Below are 20,575 nucleotides of genomic sequence, written 5' to 3'. Positions count from 1 at the left end.
GGTACGCCTTCTTGGCTTTGGGGCGCACTCGCTAAAGGCGAGCTGCGGCACGTCTTTCCAGCACCTCCTACGCCTGCCGAGCTGATGTTGCTCCTCACGCCGTAATCCTCAGTTCAAGTGCTTGCAGATGTTCTGGTGGTCCGGCATGTCCAGGCCGATGTCGAGGATCGGGGCGCTGTGCGTCAGCCAACCCATGGAGATGAGATCGACACCGGTCGCCGCAATCGCCGCCGCCGTTTTCGGCATCACCCGACCGGACGCCTCGGTGATCGTACGGCCATCCACTATAGAAACCGCGCGGGCAAGATCCTCGACCGACATATTGTCGAGCAGCACCGCGTCAACACCAATCGCGAGCGCTGCATCGAGCTGCTTCAGCGTGTCGACCTCGACCTCGACCTTCACCATATGCCCTGCTGCGGCGCGCGCCCGCTCTATTGCTGTGCGGATATCGCCGGCGATCGCGATGTGGTTGTCCTTTATGAGCACGCCGTCATCGAGGCCGAACCGGTGATTGGCACCGCCGCCGACGCGCACGGCGTATTTCTCCAATGCCCGCAGCCCGGGCGTCGTCTTTCGCGTCGATACAATCCTCGCCTTGTGACCGCGCACGGCCTCAACCATGGCCGCTGTGGCAGTGGCAATGCCGCTCAGCCGGCATAAGAAATTGAGGGCCGTGCGTTCGGCCGTGAGCAGGCCTCGTGCGGGTCCGGACAATCTTGCAATGGTTTCCCCGGCCCCAACCTCGCTGCCATCAGGGCGCCAGATCTGGATGTTGATCGCCGGTTCCACGAGAAGGAAGGCATACGAGACCAGATCGAGCCCGGCAACGACGCCCGCCTGCCTCGCTTTGAGCACCAACGTGGCAGTGCAATCATACGGGATAACCGCATCGGTGGTCAGGTCGCCGGATCTGCCCAGGTCTTCGAGGAGCGCAACGCGCACAATCGGTTCGATCAGGGTCGCGGGGAGGGGGGAGAATGAAGTCATATCAAGTGCTCCGTATGGTAGCCCGGCAATCGAGTGCGGCCGCGGCCCGCATTGCGCTGTGCAGTGTCAGCCGTGATGGGCGCACGTTGGCATCGTGGAGCGGGAAATCGGACCGACAGTGCGCGCCTCGACTCTCTTCCCGCCTCAGGGCCGCCGCGGCGATCATCAGTGAGACCAAAGCCGGACCAGAGGCAGCGACACTATTGGCTGCGATCGGCAGCAGGGTCGCCACCGCTTCGCGCATTGCCTCGCCGTCGCGGATGATACCCAGGGCGGCGGAGACAATCGGGCGGACCACGGAAGCGTCTGGTCGTGGAGGGACGAATGTGGAGCATCTGCGCGGTCGCCGGGTATACGACGTGCCGGCAACGCTTTCGGCAACCCAGCTCGCGGTGACCGCCGCTTCGGTGAGCGAGTTGCTGGCCAGGCGGTTGGCGCCGTGCAGGCCGGTACAGGCCACCTCACCGCAGGCCCACAATCCCTCGATGGAGCTGCGGCCGGCGCTGTCTACGGCGACGCCGCCCATGTGATAATGTGCCGCCGGGCGCACCGGGATCAGGTCGGTCGCGGGGTCGATTCCTGCGCTCCGGCACAATTCGGCGATGCCTGGAAAACGCTTGCCAAATCTCGGGCCGAGACTTTGCCGTGCGTCCAGGAATACGCGGCGTCCAACGGCAAGCTGGTGCCAAATGGCGCGCGCTACGACGTCGCGAGGCGCAAGTTCACCGCCAGGTGTGTCGGCGAGGAAGCGCTCTCCTCGCTCATCGATGAGCACCGCGCCTTCGCCACGCACGGCTTCGCTCACCAGCGGCATCGGCCGGCGCGGACCGTCGAGCGCAGTTGGATGGAACTGTATGAATTCCAAGTCGGCGAGTTCCGCCCCCGCCCATGCGGCGAGCGCCAGCCCGTGACCCCATGAGCCAGCGGGGTTTGTCGTGTCGCAAAACAGCCCGCCGACGCCGCCGGTCGCCAGCACCGCGCGACGCGTGGGCAGAGCGAGCGCGCCGGCTCGTCCTGCTGCGACCACGGCGATGACCGACCCGTCCTGCACGACCAGCCGGCGGACCTCCACATTTTCGATAATGGTGATCGAGGCTGTACGCCGAACCGCGGCGACGAGCGCGCGCACCAACTCGCGACCGGTGGCGTCGCCGGCTGCATGCACAATTCGCCGTCGCGAGTGTGCCGCCTCGAGCCCAAGTCGCAACGCGCGGTCAGGGTGCTGGTCGAAGTCGACGCCGAACCTTTGGATCGTCCTAATCGCTTCGGGTGCAGCTCGTACCACTCGCCGCACCGTGGCCTCATCGCAGAGTCCGTCGCCGGCAGCTATCGTGTCGCAAAGGTGAAAATCTGGGCCGTCGTCGCCCCCGAGACTTGCCGCAAGACCGCCCTGGGCAAGTTCACTGCAGGCTCCGGTTCCAAGCGGCGCGTTGGTCAAAAGCACGACCGGTTCCGGCGCCAGATGAAGCGCCGTCATCAGGCCGGCAATGCCGCCGCCGATGACGACCGGCGCCCCGGCGATGTCGCGAACCTCCAGACTCATAGGGAAAGCATGCGCTCGACCGCGCGGCGGGCGGGGCCGGCAATTTCGGGATCAATCCGGACCTCATGCCGGTTCTGCTCGAGTGCGGCGCGAATGTTGGCCAGGTTGATGCGCTTCATGTGCGGGCACAGATTGCATGGGCGAACGAACTCGACGTCGGGATGCGCGACCGCGACGTTGTCGCTCATCGAACATTCGGTCAGAAGGACGACACGCGTCGGTTTCTCACGCTCGACATAATCCGACATCGCCGCGGTCGAGCCGGAGAACTCCGCCTCCGCGACAACGTCTGGTGGGCATTCTGGATGGGCCAGCACGATGACGCCTGGATGGGCATCGCGCAGTTCCCGGATGTCTGCTGCGGTGAAGCGCTCATGCACCTCGCAATGGCCTTTCCAGGCGATGATCTCGACGTCTGTATCGGCTGCCACGTTCCTCGCCAGATATTCGTCCGGGAGCATCAGCACACGCGCCACGCCAAGCGATTCCACCACCGCCTTGGCGTTGCCGGACGTGCAGCAGATGTCGGACTCCGCTTTTACGGCGGCGGAAGTGTTGACGTAAGTAACAACGGGGACCCCCGGATACCGCAGCCGCATTAGCCGCACGTCGTTTGCCGTGATCGATTCGGCCAGCGAGCAGCCGGCGCGGAGATCCGGGATGAGCACGGTCTTGTTCGGATTGAGCAGTTTTGCCGTCTCGGCCATGAAATGAACGCCGGCAACCACGATGATGTCGGCGTCGACCGTCACCGCCTTGTGGGCCAACGCCAGGCTGTCGCCGACGATGTCTGCCACGCAATGAAAAATTTCGGGCGTCTGGTAATTGTGCGCCAGCACCACCGCATTGCGCTCACGCTTCAGCGCTAAGATGGCTTCAATATCGCCGGCGAACGCGAGCCATTCAACGGGTGGGATCACCCGCCGGACACGCTCATACAGGGACGCAGCCATAGGTAACGCCCCAGTCATTGGCGCCTCGATTATATTCGGTTTGACAATAAGGGAATATATCTACCTTGACTATAAGTATGTCAAGCCCGCGCCAGCGGTAATTTTGTCCCGGCGATAGCCCTGTCGTCGAGGACGGCATGCCGGAAGCGATAAAGCTTCGCCGGTCGGCCGCCCGTGTCGAGGGAGGTCTCCCCGGTCTCCTCAACAAGTTCCTGCTGCTCGACCAATCTCCGGAAGTTCGGCTTGTTGATCAGCCTGCCAGCCAAAGCTTCCACGGTTCGCTGCAGTTGCAGCAGCGTGAAGGAAGGCCGCATAAGCTCGAACACGACCGGCCGGTATTTGATCTTCGAACGCAGCCGCGCGATCCCGGTTGCCAGAATACGACGGTGGTCAGCGACCATTGGTTTGCCAGCCGCGGCCGCAATCGCGTCCCTGCCGCCACCGGCCTCCTCAATCAGACCAGCTTCATAGAGCAACTCGTAGCGTTGGAGCGTGAGTTCCTCGTTCCAATGGCGGTCGTCGAAGCCGAAGGCTATCGCAGCGCGCTGCCGGCGCTCGCGTTGAGTGGTCGGCTCGCTGGCGCCGCCGGCCCACTCAATCAGGCGGGGCCGCAATCTATCGAGCAGCACAGGCGGCGTGCCGAAGCGGTGGTCCTCCCAGGGAAAATATTCGTACCAACTTTGCCAGCCGCACGCGGCCGAGTTCGTTGCCTGTTCCTTCCTGGTCAATGCGAGATAGCTGATTGAGATGACGCGCTGGTGGCGCTCAGTGCCGATGCGATCGCGATCGGCGAAGGTGTAGAGTTGCTCGATGTATCCAAGTGCATGGCCGGTCTGCTGCTCCACCCACCCCCTCAAACCCGACTGCAGTGATCGATGCTCAAGGGCAAAAGGTCCAGAAGGGAGGGTGTCCGCATGACCGACTGTGAGGACACAGGGCTCACTGTCGTTTACGGCGACCACGACGGCAGTCAGGTCCACTTTGGCTTCGTCAGCTTTGACGGCGGCTTTGCCTTTCTTGGTTCTTCTTGTCTGAGGATCCATGTTTGCGAAAGCGGGTTGGCCCAACGGAGCGCCTTAATCGATTGAATGTAACCTTGGAAGCCAGCACGTCAACACCAGAGTACTCAAGCGCTGTTTTTAGCTCTTCGCAGTCGCACAAAAATATGCCAAACGCGACACCCGCTGTTGGTAACGTAAGGGAAGGGGCCTCGGTTGAGCGCGGCTGGTGAGATAAAAGGGATGACTCCTCCAGATATTCGATCGCGAAAAGGCCAGACGCCACTTGTATGCTTGACGGCCTACACCACGCCGGTCGCGAGGCTGCTCGATCGCCACTGCGACATCGTTCTTGTCGGCGACAGCGTCGGCATGGTGCTGCACGGCCTGTCGTCGACGCTGGGGGTCACGCTCGACATGATGATCATGCACGGACAGGCCGTTCGCCGCGGCCTTGAACACGCGCTGATGGTCGTCGACCTGCCCTTCGGTTCCTACGAGGAAAGCCCAGAGCACGCTTTCGGCAACGCTGCGCGCGTGATGGGTGAGACCGGTTGTTCAGCGGTAAAGATCGAGGGCGGCGAGACCATCTCGGAAACCATCCGCTTCCTTACCGCGCGCGGCGTACCTGTCATGGCCCATGTGGGCCTGACGCCGCAGGCGGTAAACACGTTTGGAGGCTATCGTGTGCAGGGCCGGGGAGCCGATGCAGAGCGGATCAGGCGCGACGCCAGGGCGGTAACCGAAGCGGGCGCCTTCTCCTTGGTGCTGGAAAAGATACCGGAGCAGCTTGCACGGCAGATAACCGCCGATATCGACATACCCACAATCGGCATCGGTGCCTCGCCAGCTTGCGACGGCCAGATTCTGGTGAGCCACGATATGCTCGGGCTCTTCACCTCATTTCGGCCGAAGTTCGTCAAACGCTATGCCGAGCTCGGTGAGCAGGCTGAGGCGGCAATCGCCGCTTACGCCACCGATGTGCGGAACCGGCACTTTCCGGCGGTCGAACATCTCTATGTCAACGCCTTGAAGGCCGGTGACTTCACATGAGCGTGCCGATCGCTCGAACCGTGAGCGAGCTGCGCGGCGTCGTTGCGCAATGGCGTCGCTCGGGTGCCACGATCGGTATTGTGCCGACCATGGGAGCCTTGCACGACGGGCATCTGAGCCTCGTGCGGAAGGCGCTCGAAAGGGCCGAGCGGGTGATCGTGACGCTGTTCGTAAACCCCAAGCAGTTCAACAGCCCCGCCGACCTGATTGCCTACCCTCGGACGGAAAGCGACGATGCTGCCAAGCTCGCTCTGCTGGGCACGCATCTGCTCTATGTGCCGGACACAGAGGAAATGTACCAGGTGGGCTTCGCCACGGCCGTTTCAGTGTCCGGCATCAGCGAATGCCTTTGCGGCGCATTCCGGCCCGGCCATTTCAATGGCGTGGCGACGGTCGTGGCCAAGCTCTTCCTGCAGGCCGGCGCTGACTTCGCCTTTTTTGGCGAAAAGGATTTTCAGCAACTTCAGCTTGTCAGGCGCTTGGTCCGGGATCTCGACATTCCGATCACTATTGTGCCCTGTCCGACAGTCCGCGAAGCCGATGGTCTTGCGCTATCGTCGCGTAACGTGCGGCTCTCCCCAGCCCAACGCGCCATTGCCCCAAAACTAGCATCGGTCCTGCTCGATACGGCCGAGCGGCTTGCACGCGGCTCCCCCATCCTGCCTACGCTTGATGAAGCGCGTGCAGCAATTCTGGCTGCCGGCTATCGCGAGCTCGAATACCTGGAGCTGCGCGGAGAAACAGACCTGCAATCGTTAGCAAGCCTTGACCGACCGGCACGCTTGCTTGCTGCGGCTTGGCTTGGCGACACGCGGCTCATCGATAACGTCGCAATATCACCCATCGGTAGTTGGTCAGGTGGGCGGAGCTCTCTCCAATCGGAAGCAGCACAGCAATTGCGGTGATGACGGCGGCGCGTCGTATGCCCTGCAGGGACAGGCCATCATTTAGAACCACGTCTCCGTCGGCTTCCAGCAACCTCCGCGAGGTACGCTAAGCGCAGATGCATCGCGTATTTGAAACCTTGGTCGAGCAACTCTCTGCAAGCGTCGATGCCGTCGATCTCCATGAGGCAATGGCGTCCGCCGCAGCCGGGTTCGACTTTCCGCTCTTCGCTTATTTCACCTACCCATCCGCTTCCGGCGACAGGCCGCGATTGATCTCGAATTATCCATCATCATGGACATCACATTACCTGCAACAGCGCTACCACAGCGTGGATCCCGTGATCCTGCGGGGACTGCGGGGCTGGGATACCTTCGACTGGGGTGTGGACCGCGATCACCGTTATTTGCCGACCTCTCAGCAGGAAGTCCTGGAAAAAGCAGCTGAGTTCGGCATTCGCGGCGGACTGACCATGTCGATGCATGATCATCGCGGCCGGTTCGCCGCACTGACCTTCGCCTCCAACGAGGCGCATCCGCCATTTCTGAGGTCGCTGACGCGCTACGAAAAAGCAATGCAACTGGTTGCGATCAACGTTCATATCCATGCCCGGCGCAGGCTCGCCGAAGATTGCGTGGTAGATGGCATAACGCTCACCCGGCGGGAGTTCGAGTGCCTGAAATGGGCGGCGTGCGGCAAGTCGGCCTGGGATATCAGCCAGATTCTCGGTGTCTCGAAACGCACCGTGACCTTCCATCAGGAAAACGCCAAGGCGAAGCTTGGCGTGCGAACCATCAACCAGGCCGTAGTGCGGATGGCTGCTCGGGCGAGATCCTGATCCTCTCCAAGTCTAGCTGTAAAGGTCTACAGGCTGCATTCATGACGGCTTTGCCCTTCGATTGCGTGGACACATCCCGCACGGAGACGACAATGATGCAGCTGATAACACCCGACTGCTACGCCGAGTTTGCGAGCGAACTCAAGGAAATGCACGGACTTAGGTATCGGGTTTTCAAGAAGCGGCTCGATTGGGAAGTGCAGACCGAAGGCGAAATGGAAACGGACCCGTTTGACAGCCTGAACCCCGTCTACCTGCTTCTCAAGGGGTCCGATTGGCGAACTTGCGGCTGCGTCCGCCTTTTGCCGACCACCGGACCGACAATGTTGCGCGATACGTTTCCGACGCTGCTGGATGAGATGGTGGTCCCTGCGAGTGCCGATATCTGGGAGAGTAGTCGTTTCGCGCTCGATCTCCCTGCGACAGCGCCGAAGGCAGCTGGCGGCCTGGCCCAAGCAACCTACGAGCTCTTCGCGGGGATCATCGAATTCGGCTTGGCCAACAATCTCTCCGGGATCGTAACGGTGACAGATACGCGCATCGAAAGGATCCTTCGTCTCGCCACCTGGCCGTTGTCACGTATCGGACAGCCCAAGCAGGTCGGCAACACCGAGGCAGTCGCCGGCTTCCTCGATATTTCCTACGCCAGTCTCTTGCGCATCCGCTGGAGGGGACGCCTCAACGGGCCGGTGTTGTGGCAACCAGTTCTCATCCAATCGGCATAGCGCCTGCGGATGCTCAGCCGTGACTTGAGTTAAGTCTGCTCACGGCCGCCACCGCCGCCGTGAGGGTGAGCGGACCCGCCCCCACGAGCTTTCGACTGTTCCGGTCGATTGGCTCGCGCGGCCGGACTTTGGATTTCCGTAGGCGCAACCCGCAGTCCAGCGTGAGCACGCCAAAATGGCGCCCCTCCGCTTCGTCCAAAGAAGCCAACGTGGCTTCTGAGGTCGTCTTAGAATATTGGACCGGCCGCCGTGAGCGATCGCAACCTCAAACCTTTGCCGGTATGCCGGTTTGGCCGGACCGTCGGCCAGTCGGAGCAGTCCCCTGATAAGGACCCGAGCTGACGCGCGGTCCAACAGCGCCCGAGCCTATGCTTTGTGCATTACCGTTCGGTTGGCCATGTCGTCCAAGACCGCATGAAGAAGGCTTCCAACCTCCTGCGCAGCGAGCTCTGGCGCAATTCCTACATCGGACAATTGAATGAGCATTTTCTTGGCAGCACAGCGCCAGAACGCACTCGCCGCCTCGCCGTTCTTGGTCTCGAGGGCCTGGGCGATACTTTCGACCAATATACGTCGCCGATGCAGCGGAAATACGCAAATGTTTGATTCATGCATCAATCACCTCACAGATTCAGTTCCACAAAGAAAAACACCGGCGTCTTCAAAAGAGCCCCGCTAGCGCGGTGACGGTTCGCGGCGACATGACGAGTTCCACTTCCCCATCGACAAGCTATTGGGAGATGAGCCGCCGGACCGCATATCCGGGACCGCACATAAGGTGAACCACCATTGCTCATCCGGCTGCATTTTCCTGGGCCGTTCGACGAGGCGTTCCAGCCGAATTGACGTCCAATGACTTGATCTCTGAAAGGGCAGGGCGGTACGAATCACCCGATTGTTCCGCTGCTTACATTCCTGCGAGCTTGTGTATGAACGATTAAAGCGTGCCCGAGCCGTTCTTGGTGGCCGCCGCAGAAGGGAATCATGTCATCCGCTGCCTATCGTAGGCGGCGCGACTTCTAGCATGACTGCACTGCCCCGACAGGGCTTTGCAATCGCGCGTTTCGAAGCCTATGCTTTGGCATCGGCCGGCATTTACTTCGGTGCAGCCGACAGTAAGACGTGCGCGCTCTTGCCCCGTTGGAAGAGAGCCTTGCCCGATCCCTCTTTCGCGACCAGGTGCTGAAGCCCTCACCCCGCAGGACTTCGCGCTTTTGCGACCATCGCTGCATCACGTCGAACCGGGCATCAAGGACCAGTTGGAGGTCGCGCATCAGCCGATCAAGAACGTATATTTTCCCGAGAGGGGCATCGCGTCGGTGGTCGCCACCATGACCGGCGGGCGGCAAGGTGAAGTCGGCATTGTCGGCTATGACGGGATGAAAGGAATTGCCGTCATTCTCGGAAAGGAAAGCACTACCTGGCGCCTGCCGGTTGAAAACCTTCGCCCTGCGATTAGCCCGTCGCTTCGCACCTCAGTGCTGGATTATGCCCACGCGTTCCTCGTCCAATCATGCCGGACGGCACTGGTCAATGGCCACTCCAAGATCGAAGAACGGCTGGCCCGCTGGCAGCTGATGGTCCACGACCGTGCGGAAGGAGATAAGATCCTCCCGACGCATGAATTTCTGGCGACCATGCTCGCGCCCACCGCCCGGGGTCACCACGGCCCTGCAAATGCTTGAGTATCGAGGACTGGTGCACGCCAAGCGCGGCGAGATCACGATCATCGACCGTGCCGGATTGATAAAGCTCACACATGGCGCTTATGACAAGGAGGAGCAGCGTTATTTCGGCCTGGCCGCTGCCTGAAGCATGTCGGTTGAAACGGGTTCAGCCGACGTCTCCTTGCCCCTCACCAGGTCGCCCAAAAGCATCAGCGGTTTTGAACGAATCGCAGCTATTGTCCGCAATCGGACATAGGCTTGAAGGCGGTCGAATTCGTGCCATAAGTCGGGTTGGTCAGGGTTCAGGGAGGAATTCGTCATGACCAATTCGTTTCACACCGTCACCGTCGAAAAAGCCGCAGAAGCCTATGTCCTTTCCAGGGGAAGGGTCCGCTTTCTCTCCATGGCGCAGGCGATCCGCGCCATCCGAACACTAATGCCGGCATGCAAGGCCACCGACCGCGAGTTGGAGGAACTGTTGGCGGCCGCTTCCTTCGTTCATGGCGTGCCCGTCGCCTTCGACACAAAAACAGCCGATGGTGTAGAACCACGGCTGCATTCCTAAGAGGGCATGCCGCGCCATGCAGACTGTCAGAGGGCATTCGTCAGATGGTAGTCCGCTAACTTAACTGCAGAGTCTAAAGGACGTGTTCCAGCATTGCGAACTCACCGATCGCTTTGTTGCCAAAGCTGCCAGCAAGCGATCGCCTCATCCAGCCGTTTGCACCATCTCATCACAGACATCATCGCGATGCTACCTGTCCAGCATATGTCCAGCATTTCGCAAGGCGGCCAGAAGGAGCCTCGCATAGCCTGTGACATCGATCTGGGCCTGCATCGAAAGGGGCATGCTGGTCCAGTTCTCCAACGGTGCAATGAAAGGTGAGAAGGTGCCATTGACTAGGCAACAACAGCTAACAAGGCCCTCTCGGTCCAATGCCACCACACCGATCTTGTCGCCTGGATATCCAATGGCTGCGACTCGCTGGACCTCCAGGTCACCGTCCACCCGCACGTCAAAAAGAAGGCTACCACGGCTCCTCGTGGCTATCTCAGCCGCCTTCTCATCAAAGCTTGAAGAGAGCAAGCGGACGCTTTCCACCGCCATCTGGAAAATCACCAAATCCAGTTCATTCACGGCCATATGGGCATTTCCGCGCAACGGGTGGTGATTGCAATGACACATACTGCTTGTTCACAGATGTCGGTCACGAACGATCATTCGTCGGGTTCCGGTTCCGACCAACGGTGTCGCCACCTGATCGTGCTGCGGTTCGAACCTTCCGAACGCGAGCCGAGCGCGCTATGAGGTTGGAGTCTAGGTCTCGGACCCTGCCTCGCGGCCTTCTCATCTTTGGCAGACCCGTTGCAACGCCGCCGCGATGGCGCAAACGCCAGATGACGCTGATCCATCGCTTGATCGTGAACTGAGCTTCTGAACACCATTGGGACAGCAGGGTGGAAGGGCTTGACCAACGCTGCCCCCGTTTTCCAAGAGGACCCGTCCTCGATTGAATCTTTCGAGCCCCGTGCGGCGCGCAGCCAAATGATGACGATCTGGACTCAGCTCGCAGACCGCAAGGCAAAGAGGGAACCTTCCAGGCAGCCAAGCTGCTCGACGCAAAGAGCGGCCTTTGGAGTTCCCAAGAATCGACCCTTCCATAGTTGCGACAGGCAACCACTGCACGAGTGTGGGAGAGCGAATCGCAAGCATTGCGTGAGGTCCTGCGCGTTTTCCCCTCTTTGCTATTTGGCACATCGTTTGCGCCGAAGTGGGCGCAGCGTTCGACCGGAGCACTGCATGGGAGAGGGAGGAGCCCCACCCCGATCCGGTCAAGGAGAGAGACGGTGTTGGTTCCAAGAGTTCCCCGCGCGATCGCAGCGCCCCGCAAGCGCCATTTTGCCCGGACCTACGTGCAGGTACTTGCCGCCATAATCCTGGGTGCCGCAATCGGCTATTTCCATTTGGAGACCGGCCACAGCCTGAAGCCGCTCGGCGATGCCTTCGTCGATGTCGTCAAGATAATCACCGTACCTGTCATCTTCCTGACAATGGCGACCGGCATTGCCGGCATGAGCGATCTGCAGAAGGTCGGCCGAGTTGCCGCCAAGGCGATGGTCTATTTTCTCACCTTTTCGACGCTCGCTTTTGTTTGTTGTCGGGCTGATTGTCGCGAATATCGTTCAGCCTGGCGCCGGCCTCAACATCGATCCGGCCTCGCTCGATGTCCAAGCCGTTAAGGGCTATGTGGCCACGGCTCACGAGCAGTCCGTGACCAGCTTCCTGATGAACATCATCCCGTCAACGATTGCCAATGCCTTCGCGGAAGGCGACATCCTGCAAGTCTTGTTCCTCTCGGTCCTGTTCGGCGCGGTCTGCCGCTACAACGGCCGCTCGCTCTTCTCTCTCGTCCGATACATCAAGGACGAGCTGCTGCTCGCAATGTCCTCCTCAGAGGCCGCGCTGGCCTCGCTCATGGAGAAGATGGAAAGGGCCGGCGCCACGCATTCGGTCGTGGGTCTCATTCCATTCAATCTGGACGGCACGAATATGATGCTCGCCGCCCTTTTCATCGCCCAAGCGACGAAAACTGATCTCCCGATCGGCTGCCGGATCCTCATGCTGTTTGTCGCATTGTTCCCTTCGAACGGAACAACCCGCATTACCGGTGCAGGCCTCGTCACAATGGCTGCAACGCTCTTTCTTGTTCCGGCCGCACCGGTCACCTCCGTGGGGCTTATTCTTGGCGTCGATCAGCTTATGTCCGAATGCCACGCGCTGACGGTTTTTCTCCGCAGCGTAGCGGCAACGCTGGCTGTCACCCGGTCCGGGGCGAGCGGGATAAACGACGATTCGGGGAGCGCCTCACTAGCGGACCGTTCAGCGCTCCGGCGGTGGACGGTCAAGTCGCCCGGCGTGGTGAACACAATTCCCCGTGCGAACGACGCTCAGCTATTGGGGTGGACCCGATGGCGCAAAGCCGTATTTGAGAAACCGCCAGATCGCACCGGCACCTGTGCGCCTGTAGCAACTGCGGGGCACGATCAAAACTGACCCATTTTACACCAAAAAGGCGGCCGTTGCTGCCACGCCGTCCATGGATTGGAGACTCATGTCTAAGCCGACTGCCATCACTGTCGCAGCTCTTCTTTTACTCCTCGCCTTGCTGGCGAGCCAATATAGCGCGAACCTGCACCGGCAGGCGTGGTCGACCGACAGGCAAAAGTGGAGCGGCGCATTCGACAACGATCTCCTTCGCCAATCGCCGGCAACCCGCAAGGCGATGCCGTTCTGGTCATATTCAATGACTACCACAACTGTCCGCATTGCAGACTGGCTGATATCAACTACCAAAAAGCCTTCAAGCATGAACCCAATCTGAAGCTTGTGATCAAACAGTTCCCGGTCCTGGGACCGGATTCCCAATTCCCAGCCTTCGCCGCACTCGCCTCGAGAAAACAGGGAAAGTTCGACGAATTCCACCGCGCCCTTATGATTTCCCCCAGTTGAAGGGTCACTCTCAAGATCGCAGCGCGTGTAGGCCTTGACGTTGAGCAGCTCAAGCGGGAATGCAAGATCCGGCCATCGCAGATGAAATGCGCGGTCCGCGCACTCGCGAAAGGTCTGCACTTAGACGGTACGCCCGCGTTGGTGGTCGGCGATATAGTGGTCGCCGACCTTGTGGACATGGCCAGCTTGCAACGCTTGCATCGCCGATGCGCGCTCAAAGCGTGCTGGCTCTCGTGCGGGGCAGCATCTGTAGACCGGCCACGCTGTTGTTGCCGGAGCGTGCCGTTTGTGGCAGCTGGCTTTGCTGTCGCTCCTCGTAATCTTGTTGCGGTCATCCAGCTGCCGTGGGCGCCAACAACAATCCTGAGCGCCCGCGCCTGAAGTCGCTGGCCGGGTGCTCGTGAACCGAGCCCGCTTTTCTTCGGCAAGCTCAGGCGGTCTTGGCCCTGCGGCATCGCCCCCTGGCGCGGGGCAGCCTTCGGCTGCTGACGGTCGCCGGCCTGTCGGCCGGCGTCTTTCTATTGTGGCCTTCCCCCTGGCGCAGGGTGGGCAGCACTCCCTTCTAGGCCCGCCGCGGCGTCCCGCAACCCTTCGCTTGTCGCTTTCGGGTCCTCCACTCCGTTCCGGTCCTGCTGATGCAGTCCGCCTCCGACGGCGGGCCTTTCCGGTCGCTTTTGCCGCCCACCCCGCTTCCGGGGAGGGCGCGCGATTGTAGAGCGGAGGACATCACGATGCGTGCAAACAACAAACGTTGCGGCAGCCGACAGGCTGGCGCAGACAGTGGCGGGCGCACCGGCGCCAGCCTTTATCAGGAAATCACCGACCGCATCATTGCCGAACTGGAGCGCGGCACCGTGCCATGGGTCAAGCCGTGGGGCAGGGCAAGGACAGGCCTCGGCCTGCCGCGGAATGCGGCCACCCAGCGCCGATATTCCGGCATCAATATCCTGATCCTGTGGGGCGCGGTCATCGAGCGCGGTTTCCCCAGCCAGAACTGGCTCACCTTCCGGCAGGCGCTTTCGCTTGGCGGCAATGTCAGGAAGGGCGAGCACGGCACCACCATCGTTCACGCTGACCGCTTTGTTCCCAAGAACGAAAAGCAACGCGCCGACACCGATGGCGACGAACCGCAGGCGGTGCCCTTCCTGAAGCGCTTCACCGTCTTCGATGTCGCGCAGTGCGATAATCTGCCCGAACATCTTTACGCCGCCGGCGAGCCTCTGCCTGAGCGCGAGATGGTCCCGCAGGCCGAGGCGCTCATTCATGCAACCGGCGCTGATTTTCGCATCGGCGGCGAGCGCGCCTTCTACATGCCCGGCAGCGACACCATACAGGTGCCGCCGCAGCCGGCTTTCTTCCACCAGATCGACTATTACCGGACCTGCTTTCACGAGCTTGGACACTGGACCGGCCACCCGAGGCGACTCGCGCGCGACCTGTCCGGCTCCTTCGGGTCCAACACCTATGCGCGCGAGGAACTGGTCGCCGAAATCGCATCAGCCTTCATCTGCAGCAGTCTCGGCATCGAGCCGAGCGTGCGCCATGCCGACTACATCGGCTCATGGCTGACGGTTTTGCGCGAGGACAACCGCGCCATCTTCCGCGCCGCAAGCCATGCCTCGAAAGCCGCCGATTTCCTGCTTGGCCGCAATGTCGATGTCGAAGGCGAGGCACATGCCGAAACCGCCTATGGGAGCGCGCAATCCTCACACGCGACCGCCTTGCGCCTCTGATGACGCAAAGCCGCGCGCAACCAACTCGACAGTTCTTTTGAGGTTGCCCTAACGCCGATGGCCGGCGTTGGCGTCGATCGTTCATCGGACCGAGGTTCGCAAAAAAAGAGGGCGGCATTGATGCCGCCCTCTCGTTGCGAAAGCTGCCAGAGCTGGATTAGAAATCCATGCCGCCCATGCCGCCCATGCCGCCGCCGCCCATGCCGCCAGGCATGCCGCCGCCAGCCGACTCCTTCTTCGGAGCCTCCGCGATCATGGCTTCGGTGGTGACCAGCAGGCCGGCGACCGAGGCCGCGTCCTGAAGAGCCGTACGGACAACCTTGACCGGATCGACGATACCCATGGCGATCATGTCGCCATACTCGCCGGTCTGGGCGTTGTAGCCGAAGGTCGCGCCCTTGTTCTCAAGGATCTTGCCGGCAACGATCGATGCTTCCGCACCGGCGTTGGCCGCGATCTGGCGGGCCGGAGCCTGAAGCGCACGACGCACGATGTTGATGCCGGCGGCCTGGTCGGCATTGACGCCGGTGGCCTTGATGTTGGCCGAAGCGCGCAGCAGCGCGACGCCACCACCAGCAACGATGCCTTCTTCGACGGCCGCGCGGGTCGCGTTGAGGGCGTCATCGACGCGGTCCTTCTTTTCCTTGACTTCGACTTCCGTCGCACCGCCGACGCGGATCACCGCAACGCCGCCGGCGAGCTTCGCCAGACGTTCCTGCAGCTTCTCCTTGTCGTAGTCCGAAGTGGTCTCTTCGATCTGCTGCTTGATCTGGGCAACGCGGCCCTGGATCTCGGCCTTCTTGCCGGCGCCGTCGACGATGGTGGTGTTCTCCTTGGAGATCGACACCTTCTTGGCGCGGCCGAGCATGTTGAGGCCGACGTTCTCGAGCTTGATGCCGAGGTCTTCCGAGATGACCTGGCCACCGGTGAGGATGGCGATGTCTTCCAGCATGGCCTTGCGGCGATCACCGAAGCCCGGCGCCTTGACGGCGGCGATCTTCAGGCCGCCACGCAGCTTGTTGACGACCAGCGTGGCCAGAGCCTCGCCTTCGACGTCTTCCGAGATGATGAGCAGCGGCTTCGAGGTCTGCACGACGGCTTCGAGAACCGGCAGCATGGCCTGGAGGTTGGACAGCTTCTTCTCGTGCAGGAGGATGTAGACGTCCTCGAGCTCGGCAACCATCTTGTCGGCGTTGGTGACGAAGTAGGGCGAGAGGTAGCCGCGGTCGAACTGCATGCCTTCGACGACTTCGAGTTCGGTCTCGGCGGTCTTGGCTTCCTCAACCGTGATGACGCCTTCGTTGCCGACCTTCTGCATCGCTTCGGCGATCATCTTGCCGACCGAAGCATCGCCGTTGCCGGCGATGGTGCCGACCTGGGCAACCTCTTCGGAGGTCTTGATCTTCTTGGCGTTCTTAATCAGGGTCGCAACGACGTCGGTTACCGCGAGGTCGATGCCGCGCTTCAGGTCCATCGGGTTCATGCCGGCGGCAACGGCCTTGTGGCCTTCCTGGACGATCGACTGCGCCAGAACGGTCGCGGTCGTGGTGCCGTCGCCAGCGATGTCGTTGGTCTTCGAAGCAACTTCGCGGACCATCTGCGCGCCCATGTTTTCGAACTTGTCCTCAAGCTCGATTTCCTTGGCGACGGTGACGCCGTCCTTGGTGATGCGCGGGGCGCCGAACGACTTGTCGATGACCACGTTGCGGCCCTTGGGGCCGAGCGTGACCTTCACCGCGTCAGCGAGGATGTTGACACCGCGCAGCATGCGCTCGCGGGCATCGCGGGAGAATTTTACGTCTTTGGCAGCCATTTTTAGCTCCTGGCAGGGGCTTCAATCGAGCCCGGGAATTCAGTTGACGAAAGGGCCTGATATGAGCCGATGATGCCCATGATGTCGGATTCCTTCATGATCAGAAGGTCTTCGCCATTGAGCTTGACTTCCGTGCCCGACCACTTGCTGAACAGGATGCGGTCGCCGGCCTTGACGTCCAGCGGGACCAGCTTGCCAGCTTCGTCACGAGCGCCGAAGCCGACAGCGATGATCTCGCCTTCCTGCGGCTTTTCCTTTGCCGTGTCGGGGATGATGATCCCGCCAGCGGTCTTGGATTCGGATTCGACCCGGCGAACGACCACGCGGTCATGCAGCGGGCGGAACTTCGACTTTGCCATTTTCGGATTTTTCCCTGGTGCGCTGTTGAGGGGTTTTTGTTAGCACTCGCGATGGACGAGTGCTAACGCGATAGTGAGGTAGGCTGTAAGCGGGCACTCGTCAAGACGGACGAGGGCAGGCGAGGAGCTCTGGCCCCCTCCCCGGTGGAACCCAACGCATACGCGGCATCCGCGTTGATGGCTGCGAGCCCCACATTTCCATTGAATTCGGCGTCATGACGCCAACTTGCTCGCGCCGCTTCCAAGTCGTCAGTCGTGCTGCCGTCAGCACGAACATAGGGCTGCGCTTCACTTCCCGTCGAAGCCGCGGCAAGCAGCGTCGCCGTCAGCACGCTCCTTTGCAGATGCTTGCCAAAGGTGGACAGTGAGCGCACCTGCGCCGGGCTGTTGGTGCGAACGTAAGACGTCATTGACAACTCCTTTTTGCAAGTCGAGCCCCTTCTCCACCTTCGGCCGCCGTCGACGCGAAGAAGTCCGCATCGCGTTGAAGACGAGCTGCGAAAAAGAGAAAGATGTGTTTGATGGCTGCGGCCCCAACGGTGCCTTCAGATTTGAGATCACTTCCGCCGCGAGCGGCTGAAGCTCCTCGCAACGTCAAATCGAATCTGCTGCCAAGCCTCCAGGAAAGGAGAGCATTGCTCATCTCGCGCTTGTGCATGCAGTCAACCTTCGATCCGTGTTGCCACATCAAGAGCAAATGCCGTGCCAAAGCTCACTGGGAAGTGAACGCATGGCTCTCCCTGAAAACCTCACAAATCCAGCATGGTCAATTGTGCGGAACCCGACATGCGTCTTCTGCCACTGTCAGCTTTCGGACAGGCATGACGCGTTTCGCGCCGACCACCGGTCGATCGGTTTTGGGGCCGGTCTGTTCGCCTCATAAGAGCGCGTTACATTGCGTAGCGGTTTCCCGAGCGCCGCCACATGACACTGGACCTGCAGGTAGCACCGGCTTCTCATCCAGCCTTACTTTGGCCCCCTCGCGTATCAAATTCCCGCTGGCGAGCCCTGCTTTCATAGATCGCACCATGCCGGATGTCTGCTCTGGCGCCCGACCCGCTGGCACGATCTCGATCCGGCATAAGGGCGCAGCATCTTTGCAGGCCGTTTCATCCCGGCGTCCTGCTTGGCTGACAGACCGCACTTGGCGAGCGGTCTCCATGCTCTCTCCAAGGACCATCCCTGCGGCTGGCTTGTCGACCTATGGGCGGGTCCGGCCGCCCGAAACCCTCGCGCCATCAGCTTTTTTCCCCGCCGCCTGCGGCGGCTTCCTCGCGCCGCTTCGCTCACAAAAAAGCTGCCCGCTCGGGTCCTTCACTGTCGCTGCGGCCCTGTCGGATTCAGGCGGTCCTGACGCGCCCATTACGGTGCGCCATCGCAGGGGATGGTCCCCGGCGAAACCACAAAAGGAGACTTCGAAATGACCGCGATCGGTTACGTCAACAAGCAGGAAAACGGCGCCTACAAGGGCCAGTTCAAGACGCTCAGCGTCCGCGCCGACATCGATATCGTCCCCAACCAGGCCAAGAGCGCCGATAACCATCCCGACTTCCGGGTGCTTACGCAAGGGGTCGAAGTCGGCGCTGGCTGGATCCGCACCGGCGAGACTTCCGGCAAGGATTATGTGAGCCTGTCGATTGCAGCGCCGGAGTTCGGACCGCGCAAGCTCTACGCCAATCTCGGCCGAGCCGCCGGCCAGGACGATCACGACACCTACGCCATCATCTGGAACCCGGCCGACTGACCGGCCGAGATAAGAGCCTCGCGCCGCAGCCCCGGCGCGGGGCTCATTCCCAGGAGTTCCACCCAAACCCCGTCCGCCCTAAAGGGCGGCGAAAACTCTCCCCCGACTCTTCGCCCGTCCCCGAGACGATCTCCCTCGCCCATCCTCGCCCTCGCTTGTCCGAAGCGAAACGAGGATCATCATGGACGACGAAAACGAACGCGCGGCCCGCGCGAAAAAGGGCAGCCCGTTTCTCAGCACAGCCCAAGCCGCCTTCTATATCGGGCTCTCCCAGCGCACGCTCGAAAAGATGCGGCTCAAGGGCGGCGGCCCGAAATTCCGCAAGCACGGCCGCTATGTCCGCTATCACATCGACGAACTCGACCATTGGTCGAAAGGACACCCGCAGCACTCCATCGCCGGCGATGGCAAGGCCGGTTCCGGCCAGGGCGGCACGGGAGGCCGTTCATGAGGCGGCGCCCTTCCATCCATCTGATCGGCAGCCGCCTGAGGCGTGTTCGAGCCCGTAAGACGGTCGCCTTGGCCGCGGCCGGTCTCGGTCTTTTGGGCTTCACGGCGCTGGGAAAGCCCGCCCCTTGGCTGGTCTGGAACGCCTCGGCCAGCGCGCCGATCGGCCTTTACCGCATCGCTGCGGGAGCGCTGGCGCGTGGCGATCTCGTGCTCGTGCGCCCGCCTGAATACGCGGCGTATCTCGCCGCCGAGCGCAGCTATCTGCCTCGCAATGTGCCGCTGGCAAAACGTCTTGCAGCGCTGCCGGACGATAATGTCTGCGCCTTCAATGACGCCATCATCATCGGCGGCGACATCGTCGCGCGCCGGCTCAAAATCGACGCCGAAGGCCGACCTTTGCCATGGTGGAACGGCTGCCGAGCGCTCGGGGATAACGAGGTTTTCCTGCTCGGCAGCGACAAAAACCGCTCCTTCGACAGCCGCTATTTCGGGCCTGTTCCCACTCAAAATGTCATCGGGAGGCTCGTACCACTATGGACCGAGTGACCCTCCTCTTGTTGGGCATGATCGCCATTGCGCCATGCGCCTGTTCCGCCTCGACCGGCGCTGAGCCGGTCGCCATCTCCCAAAGTCCGCAGCTGCGAAAGTGGCAGACGTTGGTATCGGAAGCAAGCCGGCGCTTCCATATTCCCCAAGCCTGGATCTATGCCGTCATGGCTGCCGAAAGCGGCGGCAAGACAATGCGCGGCGGCCGCCCCATCACCTCCCCCGCTGGCGCCATGGGCCTCATGCAGGTGATGCCCGGCACCTATGAAGAGATGCGGGTCGAACACGGCCTTGGGCCTAACCCCCACGATCCGCGCGACAATATCCTGGCCGGCACGGCCTATCTCAGTGCCATGTATGACCGCTTCGGATTTCCTGGCCTGTTTGGCGCCTACAATGCCGGTCCCGAGCGCTACGACGAGCATTTGAAGCGTGGCAAACCGCTGCCAGAAGAGACCGTCGAGTACCTCGACCAACTCAAGGCGGCCGGAGTTTCGGCGGCCGACATCGAGGCGTTCGAAAGCCAATCTGTCGCTCCAAAGGCGCAAATCGCTCCTCTCGGACGGTCGCTGTTCTTCATTCATGACGGTGTTCACTCAGGCGTGCGAAACGGCGATCTCTTCGTGCCGCTCGGCAAGGACGGCGCGCAGCCGAAGGAGCCGGTGCGTTAGCCATGGCGGACGGGGGCGCGTCTGGCGGGGCTGGGCGCGGAAGGCAAGATAAAGGTACCGCCTCCAGGAGGCGGTTAAATCTTTGTCTGCACATCG

At 61.5% G+C, this 20,575-nt stretch carries 21 protein-coding genes and 2 pseudogenes; 13 read left to right on the top strand and 10 right to left on the bottom strand.

The features are described 5' to 3' along the window. Positions 1-108: 108 nt before the first annotated feature. From nadC to EN861_RS08225, 4 genes are all read right to left on the bottom strand, one after another. Positions 109-990 carry a carboxylating nicotinate-nucleotide diphosphorylase gene (gene nadC / locus EN861_RS08240; RefSeq protein WP_024505570.1) on the bottom strand — a complete coding sequence of 294 codons (882 nt, stop codon included), beginning with the start codon at positions 988-990 and terminating at the stop codon, positions 109-111. A 1-nt stretch (position 991) separates the two neighbouring features. After that, complete coding sequence (locus EN861_RS08235; protein WP_024505569.1) at positions 992-2,533, bottom strand: L-aspartate oxidase; 1,542 nt, start codon at positions 2,531-2,533, stop codon at positions 992-994. Beyond that, positions 2,530-3,504 (bottom strand): quinolinate synthase NadA, encoded by a 975-nt coding sequence (gene nadA, locus EN861_RS08230; RefSeq protein ID WP_126063925.1) that lies wholly within the window; start codon positions 3,502-3,504, stop codon positions 2,530-2,532. Before nadA ends, EN861_RS08235 begins: the two co-directional genes overlap by 4 nt. Before the next feature lie 62 nt (positions 3,505-3,566). After that, a complete protein-coding gene (locus tag EN861_RS08225) occupies positions 3,567-4,529 on the bottom strand; it encodes a hypothetical protein (protein ID WP_126063926.1) in 963 nt (320 codons plus the stop codon). Positions 4,530-4,700: 171 nt separating this feature from the next. On the opposite strand from EN861_RS08225, the gene panB reads away from it, so the two are divergent. The 4 genes from panB (at position 4,701) to EN861_RS08205 (ending at position 7,985) form a co-directional block, all read left to right on the top strand. Next, positions 4,701-5,537 carry a 3-methyl-2-oxobutanoate hydroxymethyltransferase gene (gene panB, locus EN861_RS08220; RefSeq protein WP_126063927.1) on the top strand — a complete coding sequence of 279 codons (837 nt, stop codon included), beginning with the start codon at positions 4,701-4,703 and terminating at the stop codon, positions 5,535-5,537. Beyond that, entirely contained in the window at positions 5,534-6,442 is a 909-nt protein-coding gene (gene panC, locus EN861_RS08215) for a pantoate--beta-alanine ligase (RefSeq protein WP_024505565.1), read from the top strand. Before panB ends, panC begins: the two co-directional genes overlap by 4 nt. A 98-nt stretch (positions 6,443-6,540) precedes the next feature. Then, positions 6,541-7,260 carry a LuxR family transcriptional regulator gene (locus tag EN861_RS08210; RefSeq protein WP_126057768.1) on the top strand — a complete coding sequence of 240 codons (720 nt, stop codon included), beginning with the start codon at positions 6,541-6,543 and terminating at the stop codon, positions 7,258-7,260. Positions 7,261-7,352: 92 nt separating this feature from the next. Further along, the gene (locus tag EN861_RS08205) at positions 7,353-7,985 is read left to right on the top strand and encodes an acyl-homoserine-lactone synthase (RefSeq protein ID WP_126057769.1); all 633 of its coding nucleotides are present in this window, start codon (positions 7,353-7,355) and stop codon (positions 7,983-7,985) included. A 366-nt stretch (positions 7,986-8,351) separates the two neighbouring features. Here the strand turns inward: EN861_RS08205 and EN861_RS36100 are convergent, their stop codons facing one another. Beyond that, a complete protein-coding gene (locus EN861_RS36100) occupies positions 8,352-8,600 on the bottom strand; it encodes a DUF6074 family protein (protein ID WP_063169245.1) in 249 nt (82 codons plus the stop codon). A 599-nt stretch (positions 8,601-9,199) separates the two neighbouring features. On the opposite strand from EN861_RS36100, the gene EN861_RS08195 reads away from it, so the two are divergent. The 3 genes from EN861_RS08195 (at position 9,200) to EN861_RS08190 (ending at position 10,217) form a co-directional block, all read left to right on the top strand. Then, positions 9,200-9,670 (top strand): hypothetical protein, encoded by a 471-nt coding sequence (locus EN861_RS08195; protein ID WP_245454734.1) that lies wholly within the window; start codon positions 9,200-9,202, stop codon positions 9,668-9,670. Beyond that, positions 9,663-9,797 (top strand): hypothetical protein, encoded by a 135-nt coding sequence (locus EN861_RS36615; protein ID WP_256754986.1) that lies wholly within the window; start codon positions 9,663-9,665, stop codon positions 9,795-9,797. Before EN861_RS08195 ends, EN861_RS36615 begins: the two co-directional genes overlap by 8 nt. 174 nt (positions 9,798-9,971) lie before the next feature. After that, positions 9,972-10,217 carry a hypothetical protein gene (locus EN861_RS08190; RefSeq protein ID WP_063169243.1) on the top strand — a complete coding sequence of 82 codons (246 nt, stop codon included), beginning with the start codon at positions 9,972-9,974 and terminating at the stop codon, positions 10,215-10,217. Positions 10,218-10,406: 189 nt separating this feature from the next. On the opposite strand, the gene EN861_RS08185 is transcribed toward EN861_RS08190, so the two are convergent. Continuing rightward, positions 10,407-10,796, bottom strand: a complete 390-nt coding sequence (locus EN861_RS08185; protein ID WP_024505560.1) for a hypothetical protein — start codon at positions 10,794-10,796, stop codon at positions 10,407-10,409. A 707-nt stretch (positions 10,797-11,503) separates the two neighbouring features. Between EN861_RS08185 and EN861_RS08180 the strand changes: the two are divergent. Further along, positions 11,504-12,643 (top strand): annotated as a pseudogene (locus tag EN861_RS08180) (cation:dicarboxylase symporter family transporter). Between the two features lie 70 nt (positions 12,644-12,713). Here EN861_RS08180 and EN861_RS36095 read toward each other — a convergent pair. Further along, positions 12,714-13,283 carry a hypothetical protein gene (locus tag EN861_RS36095; protein WP_245454735.1) on the bottom strand — a complete coding sequence of 190 codons (570 nt, stop codon included), beginning with the start codon at positions 13,281-13,283 and terminating at the stop codon, positions 12,714-12,716. A gap of 611 nt (positions 13,284-13,894) precedes the next feature. On the opposite strand from EN861_RS36095, the gene EN861_RS08170 reads away from it, so the two are divergent. Then, positions 13,895-14,896 carry a zincin-like metallopeptidase domain-containing protein gene (locus tag EN861_RS08170; protein ID WP_126059319.1) on the top strand — a complete coding sequence of 334 codons (1,002 nt, stop codon included), beginning with the start codon at positions 13,895-13,897 and terminating at the stop codon, positions 14,894-14,896. Positions 14,897-15,053: 157 nt separating this feature from the next. Here the strand turns inward: EN861_RS08170 and groL are convergent, their stop codons facing one another. From groL to EN861_RS08155, 3 genes and pseudogenes are all read right to left on the bottom strand, one after another. Next, a complete protein-coding gene (gene groL / locus EN861_RS08165) occupies positions 15,054-16,709 on the bottom strand; it encodes a chaperonin GroEL (RefSeq protein ID WP_126057772.1) in 1,656 nt (551 codons plus the stop codon). 65 nt (positions 16,710-16,774) lie between these two features. Beyond that, positions 16,775-17,068 (bottom strand): annotated as a pseudogene (groES, locus tag EN861_RS08160) (co-chaperone GroES); the annotation flags it as partial. Between the two features lie 62 nt (positions 17,069-17,130). Continuing rightward, complete coding sequence (locus EN861_RS08155; protein WP_063169239.1) at positions 17,131-17,478, bottom strand: hypothetical protein; 348 nt, start codon at positions 17,476-17,478, stop codon at positions 17,131-17,133. 1,010 nt (positions 17,479-18,488) lie between these two features. Between EN861_RS08155 and EN861_RS08150 the strand changes: the two genes are divergently transcribed. The 4 genes from EN861_RS08150 (at position 18,489) to EN861_RS08135 (ending at position 20,479) form a co-directional block, all read left to right on the top strand. Next, complete coding sequence (locus EN861_RS08150) at positions 18,489-18,812, top strand: DUF736 domain-containing protein (RefSeq protein WP_024505644.1); 324 nt, start codon at positions 18,489-18,491, stop codon at positions 18,810-18,812. 181 nt (positions 18,813-18,993) lie between these two features. Beyond that, positions 18,994-19,263 (top strand): helix-turn-helix domain-containing protein, encoded by a 270-nt coding sequence (locus EN861_RS08145; protein WP_024505645.1) that lies wholly within the window; start codon positions 18,994-18,996, stop codon positions 19,261-19,263. After that, positions 19,260-19,808, top strand: a complete 549-nt coding sequence (locus EN861_RS08140) for a S26 family signal peptidase (RefSeq protein WP_024505646.1) — start codon at positions 19,260-19,262, stop codon at positions 19,806-19,808. Before EN861_RS08145 ends, EN861_RS08140 begins: the two co-directional genes overlap by 4 nt. Next, positions 19,796-20,479 carry a lytic transglycosylase domain-containing protein gene (locus EN861_RS08135; protein WP_024505647.1) on the top strand — a complete coding sequence of 228 codons (684 nt, stop codon included), beginning with the start codon at positions 19,796-19,798 and terminating at the stop codon, positions 20,477-20,479. Before EN861_RS08140 ends, EN861_RS08135 begins: the two co-directional genes overlap by 13 nt. Positions 20,480-20,575 lie beyond the last annotated feature (96 nt).

It is taken from the genome of Mesorhizobium sp. M8A.F.Ca.ET.218.01.1.1 (assembly GCF_004791165.1).
Classification (GTDB): domain Bacteria; phylum Pseudomonadota; class Alphaproteobacteria; order Rhizobiales; family Rhizobiaceae; genus Mesorhizobium.
The sequence above is the reverse complement of the archived record's forward strand: the minus strand, read 5'-3'. Positions and strand labels throughout refer to the sequence as shown.

What these genes read in the sequence shown, in the direction of transcription:
- EN861_RS08235 (WP_024505569.1), bottom strand. Translation starts at nt 2,533, where the DNA reads ATGAGTCTGGAGGTTCGCGACATCGCCGGGGCGCCGGTCGTCATCGGC.
- EN861_RS08225 (WP_126063926.1), bottom strand. Translation starts at nt 4,529, where the DNA reads ATGGATCCTCAGACAAGAAGAACCAAGAAAGGCAAAGCCGCCGTCAAA.
- EN861_RS08190 (WP_063169243.1), top strand. Translation starts at nt 9,972, where the DNA reads ATGACCAATTCGTTTCACACCGTCACCGTCGAAAAAGCCGCAGAAGCC.
- groL (WP_126057772.1), bottom strand. Translation starts at nt 16,709, where the DNA reads ATGGCTGCCAAAGACGTAAAATTCTCCCGCGATGCCCGCGAGCGCATG.
- EN861_RS08170 (WP_126059319.1), top strand. Translation starts at nt 13,895, where the DNA reads ATGCGTGCAAACAACAAACGTTGCGGCAGCCGACAGGCTGGCGCAGAC.
- nadC (WP_024505570.1), bottom strand. Translation starts at nt 990, where the DNA reads ATGACTTCATTCTCCCCCCTCCCCGCGACCCTGATCGAACCGATTGTG.
- EN861_RS08185 (WP_024505560.1), bottom strand. Translation starts at nt 10,796, where the DNA reads ATGGCCGTGAATGAACTGGATTTGGTGATTTTCCAGATGGCGGTGGAA.
- EN861_RS08155 (WP_063169239.1), bottom strand. Translation starts at nt 17,478, where the DNA reads ATGACGTCTTACGTTCGCACCAACAGCCCGGCGCAGGTGCGCTCACTG.
- EN861_RS08205 (WP_126057769.1), top strand. Translation starts at nt 7,353, where the DNA reads ATGATGCAGCTGATAACACCCGACTGCTACGCCGAGTTTGCGAGCGAA.
- EN861_RS08135 (WP_024505647.1), top strand. Translation starts at nt 19,796, where the DNA reads ATGGACCGAGTGACCCTCCTCTTGTTGGGCATGATCGCCATTGCGCCA.
- panC (WP_024505565.1), top strand. Translation starts at nt 5,534, where the DNA reads ATGAGCGTGCCGATCGCTCGAACCGTGAGCGAGCTGCGCGGCGTCGTT.
- EN861_RS08150 (WP_024505644.1), top strand. Translation starts at nt 18,489, where the DNA reads ATGACCGCGATCGGTTACGTCAACAAGCAGGAAAACGGCGCCTACAAG.
- EN861_RS08140 (WP_024505646.1), top strand. Translation starts at nt 19,260, where the DNA reads ATGAGGCGGCGCCCTTCCATCCATCTGATCGGCAGCCGCCTGAGGCGT.
- EN861_RS08145 (WP_024505645.1), top strand. Translation starts at nt 18,994, where the DNA reads ATGGACGACGAAAACGAACGCGCGGCCCGCGCGAAAAAGGGCAGCCCG.
- EN861_RS36100 (WP_063169245.1), bottom strand. Translation starts at nt 8,600, where the DNA reads ATGCATGAATCAAACATTTGCGTATTTCCGCTGCATCGGCGACGTATA.
- EN861_RS08210 (WP_126057768.1), top strand. Translation starts at nt 6,541, where the DNA reads ATGCATCGCGTATTTGAAACCTTGGTCGAGCAACTCTCTGCAAGCGTC.
- nadA (WP_126063925.1), bottom strand. Translation starts at nt 3,504, where the DNA reads ATGACTGGGGCGTTACCTATGGCTGCGTCCCTGTATGAGCGTGTCCGG.
- EN861_RS36615 (WP_256754986.1), top strand. Translation starts at nt 9,663, where the DNA reads ATGCTTGAGTATCGAGGACTGGTGCACGCCAAGCGCGGCGAGATCACG.